The 4,453-nt window shown below is 39.4% G+C and carries 5 protein-coding genes; all 5 read left to right on the top strand.

Going from position 1 to position 4,453, the window contains the following annotated elements; translation table 11 throughout:
* The first annotated feature begins 558 nt into the window (after window positions 1-558).
* The 5 genes from HFP08_RS28615 (at window position 559) to HFP08_RS28595 (ending at window position 4,147) form a co-directional block, all read left to right on the top strand.
* Window positions 559-1,053 (top strand): P-loop NTPase family protein, encoded by a 495-nt coding sequence (locus HFP08_RS28615; protein ID WP_168124047.1) that lies wholly within the window; start codon window positions 559-561, stop codon window positions 1,051-1,053.
* 264 nt (window positions 1,054-1,317) lie between these two features.
* A complete protein-coding gene (locus HFP08_RS28610; RefSeq protein ID WP_240941936.1) occupies window positions 1,318-1,761 on the top strand; it encodes a GNAT family N-acetyltransferase in 444 nt (147 codons plus the stop codon).
* A gap of 288 nt (window positions 1,762-2,049) precedes the next feature.
* Complete coding sequence (locus HFP08_RS28605) at window positions 2,050-2,517, top strand: coagulation factor 5/8 type-like protein (RefSeq protein ID WP_168124045.1); 468 nt, start codon at window positions 2,050-2,052, stop codon at window positions 2,515-2,517.
* Window positions 2,518-2,816: 299 nt separating this feature from the next.
* A complete protein-coding gene (locus tag HFP08_RS28600; protein ID WP_168124048.1) occupies window positions 2,817-3,377 on the top strand; it encodes a DEAD/DEAH box helicase family protein in 561 nt (186 codons plus the stop codon).
* Window positions 3,378-3,667: 290 nt separating this feature from the next.
* Complete coding sequence (locus HFP08_RS28595; RefSeq protein ID WP_168124044.1) at window positions 3,668-4,147, top strand: hypothetical protein; 480 nt, start codon at window positions 3,668-3,670, stop codon at window positions 4,145-4,147.
* Window positions 4,148-4,453: the final 306 nt, after the last annotated feature.

Genomic DNA, 4,453 nt, shown 5'->3' with positions numbered 1-4,453 from the left:
ATTCAGCCGGACAACCTTGCACAGCCTAACCGCGTCGCGGCCGTTCCCTTCGGTCACTTAAGGCAGTGAAGGTTCGTGAATACAAGAACGTTAAGTGAAATCCTTGGGGGGAAGAGCAAAAACCAGAGAATGTAAAAGGACTATTTAAGGCATAGAGGAAAGTTCCCATTCGGGAACGACATTGACAATGCAAGCCAGTGCACAGCGGAAAGTTTCCATACGGAAACTGAAAATTGGAAGCCAGTCGGGCATACTCGAAGATACAATGGAAAGTTTCCATACGGAAACGGAAGGATTGAAAGTGTGGAAAGGAGCTCGAGGATGTCCCCCCAAGGACAACACTTAACACCGTATTCACGCAGCGTCGCCAAGCGGCTCCTTGGTCCGGCCGGAAAGGGATGGTTGGCCGGACAACCTTGCACGGGCTAAGTCTTCGACCCGGCTATCTGATCGCTTCGCTAGATCAGATTCGCTGCTTAAGCCAGTGAAGGTTCGTGAATACAAAGACGTTATGTGAAATCATTGCAATGCACAAATCCCAAAAATTAGGGGGGTCCAATGAGGATTCGGATTATTGGCTCTTGTGGAAGTGGCAAATCAACATTGGCAAGGCAATTGTCAGAAATGTACGAAATTCCGTACTATGAGATCGATAATATTATTTGGGATCGAAGTGCAGATAATCTCAAATTCTCTGAGGAACTAAGAAATGCGACTTTTAAATCTATAATAGATTCAACTTCATGGATAGTAGAAGGTGTCCAGTATAAGGATTGGACACTAAAGTCAATCGAAAATGCCGATGCAGTTTTTATACTTAACCCCAATGTATTTAGAAGAGATTATAGGATCATCAAGAGATTTATCTTATCTCGAACAGGCATACGACCATGGAATTACAAGCAGTCGGTTAGAAACTTATGTGCAATGATGATTAGATGGAATCATCAATATGATATTGAAAGAGTAATTGAAATTGTAAGAAATTATCGTAGAGTACCTTATGTCGTTAGAAATAAGAAAGAAGTCATAAATCTATTAAAGGGCCTTTGAAAGCAAATCGATGAGGGCAATGACATCACATAACACCGTATTCACGCAGCGTCGCCTCCGGCTCCTTGGTCCGGACCGAAGTTGAAAGTAGAGGTTTCGAAGGAGATGATTCAGTAGCAGAGAAGATTATTCAGCCGGACAACCCTGCACTGCCTAACCGCGTCGCGGCCGTTCCCTCCGGTCACTTAAGGCAGTGAGGGTTCGTGAATACAAAAACGTTAGATGAAACTGCCTAACCCCAATTTTGAAAGCAGGTGCTTTGAAGTGACTGAAGCAAGATTAATTCATGTAGATGAATTGGATGACCTCTTATTACTTTATAAGTTCCTTCAACCAGATGATCCCGAATTGATCAGAGGTCAAGAATTGTCTAATCACTGGAATGATATTTTAGATGATATGAATATGAATATAATAGTTGTTGAACATGATGGATTAATTGTTGCATCTTGTGTACTGGTAATCATTAAAAACCTGACTAGGAATGCAAGACCGTATGGATTAATAGAGAATGTAATAACACATAAGGATTATAGGAGACAAGGCTTTGGCCAGTTGGCTTTAGAAAAAGCCAAACTGATAAGCCAAGAAATGAATTGTTATAAATTGATGTTAATGACTGGATCTAAAAGAGAAGAAGTACATAACTTTTATGAAAGAACAGGATTTATTAAAGGCAAAAAGACAGGATTTATATTAAACATGTAAAGAGCGATTTGAAGGTGAACTCGAAGAAGAGGCAGCATCATCTAACACCGTATTCACGCTTCGTCGCTATCGCTCCTTGGTCCGGCCGAAGCTGGAAGAAGTGGTCTCGGGGGAAGATGATTCAGTAGCAGGGAAGCTAATTCAGCCGGACAACCCTGCACTGCCTAACCGCGTCGCGGCCGTTCCCTTCGGTCACTTAAGGCAGTGACGGTTCGTGAATACAAAAACGTTATACGCAATAGCTGCAAATCAATTAAATAATAGGGATATTTACTCCCAGGTGATCTTATGAGTTTAAATCATGAATTCTTTTTACTGCCGAATGACTTCCAAATTAGCGATCGTATTGATTGGTACTATCACAATCGAAATACATGGAAGAATAAAGTTGAGATTCCAGATGACATTATTTTGTATATCTTTGATATTCTTAATTGGATACCCACATTCAATCCAGAATCTAAAGTTGCTGGACACGGACTCAATTACTATGGTGTGACATTCATACATAAAGAAGGTGTAGAGAAACTACTTAAAATCTTAGGGAAATGGTGTGAATTAATTCTTGAAGCACCTGATATCATTAATTTTAAAGGGCCTACAGTTTGGCGAGAAGAAGAGAACGGTGATACATTTTGGGAAGAAACACGAATCAAAATCGCTAAAAGAGTATACTTAAATGAAATTGAAGGATTAATGAAGTTTGCGGAGCAAGCTTTAATTAATGAACAATATATAATGCATTATGGAATTTAGAAGAATATTGTAAGTAAATCAGGAAGGCAGCTACTGCGTATAACACAGTATTCACGCTGCGTCGCCTCCGGCTCCTTGGTCCGGACCGAAGCAGGAAGAAGAGGTTTCGAAGAAGTGGATTCATAGCAAGGAAGCATAATCAGCCGGACAACCTTGCACAGCCTAACCGCGTCGCGGCCACTCCCTACGGTCGTTTAAGGCAGTGAAGGTTCGTGAATACAAAAACGTTATACGAAAGATCTGAAAACCAATTAAGTGCAAATTTCAAGAATATTAATTCTGCTTCAGAAAGGATTCTTATGAAACTGGTGATCATATTCGGTCCTCAAGCCGTTGGAAAAATGACGGTTGGCCAAGAGTTAGAAAGAAAAACGGATCTAAAACTATTTCATAACCATATGACAATCGAACTTGTGTCTCATTTTTTTAGTTATGGAAGCAAATCGGGAAAGCGCTTAGTTGGACTATTCCGAAAAGAAATATTTGAAGAAGTAGCTGCCAGTGACTTAGAAGGATTAATATTCACATTTGTTTGGGCTTTGGATTTACCAGAAGACTGGAAGTACATTGAAAATTTGACTAACACATTTGAATCAAAGGGTGGATCTGTTTATTTAGTGGAACTTGAAGCTGATGTAAAAGTGCGATTAGAACGGAATAAAACTGAAAATCGCTTGTTACATAAACCGACTAAAAAAAATCTCGAACAATCTGAAAGTGATCTTTTAAGAACAATGGAAAATCACAGACTAAATTCGCTTCCAGGGGAATTTGAAGAATCGAATTATATGAAGATTAATAACACGAATTTAACACCAGAAAAAGTAGCAGACATGATAAAAGATCGATTTAAAATCTAAAGAGCGTTTGAGGGAGAATTCAAAGAAGTCAGATCCTTCGTATAACACCGTATTCACGCTGCGTCGCTATCGCTCCTTGGTCCGGCCGAAGCAGGAAGAAGTGGATTCGATTGGAGTATTTCAGTAGCAGGGAAGCCAATTCAGCCGGACAACCCTGCACTGCCTAACCGCGTCGCGGCCACTCCCTACGGTCGTTTAAGGCAGTGAAGGTTCGTGAATACAAAAACGTTATCCGAAATCACTGAAACCTTGAAAACAATAGAGAATACTAAAACATTGGAGAAGATAATATGACTCAATCATTATTTGATCATTTTTTAGTTATTGCGAAGAACTTAAATGAAAAGTTCGAAATAAGTCCATTGCTTTATGGGTCGCTTGGATTAGAAATTTTAACAAGAAAATCTTTTAATCCTAAAGACATTGATTTATTAATTCCTTTAGAGTTCATGCAAGAAAGATGGAAAGATCTTAAGTGCGAAATGGAAGATCAAGGATATAAACTAATTGATAAGAATGAACACGAGTTTAGTAATGGACAACACAAAATCGGATTCTCTGATATTGAAGATCTACAGGAATATGCTGCAATTAATATTAAGGAAATTGAACAACGGGAGTATAAGGGCATAAGATATAAACTTTTAAGACTTGATCAATATCACAATGTATACAATAGATCAGTAAAAGATGGATATAGAACAACGACAAGAAATAAGAAGGATACTGAAAAAATCGAAATTATTGAAGGGATATTAAAGGGATTTTGATAGCGATTCTAAGAAGCCAGTGACATCGGATAACACAGTATTCACGCTGCGTCGCTATCGCTCCTTGGTTCCGGCCGAAGCAGGAAGATGAGGTTTCGAAGAAGCTAATTCAGTAGCAGAGAAGATTATTCAGCCGGACAACCTTGCACAGCCTAACCGCGTCGCGGCCGTTCCCTCCGGTCACTTAAGGCAGTGAAGGTTCGTGAATACAAAAACGTTATAGGAAATTCCGGCAAAGCGTATTAAACATAAAACACGAACAAATATTCTATCCATTGCTATTTCTATGTGGTAAGATATAGAAGT

The sequence above is a fragment of the Paenibacillus sp. HB172176 genome (genome assembly GCF_011947265.1).
In the GTDB taxonomy this organism is placed as follows: domain Bacteria; phylum Bacillota; class Bacilli; order Paenibacillales; family Paenibacillaceae; genus Pristimantibacillus.
Note: the sequence above shows the minus strand (reverse complement) of the source record. Positions and strands in the feature narration are given on the sequence as shown.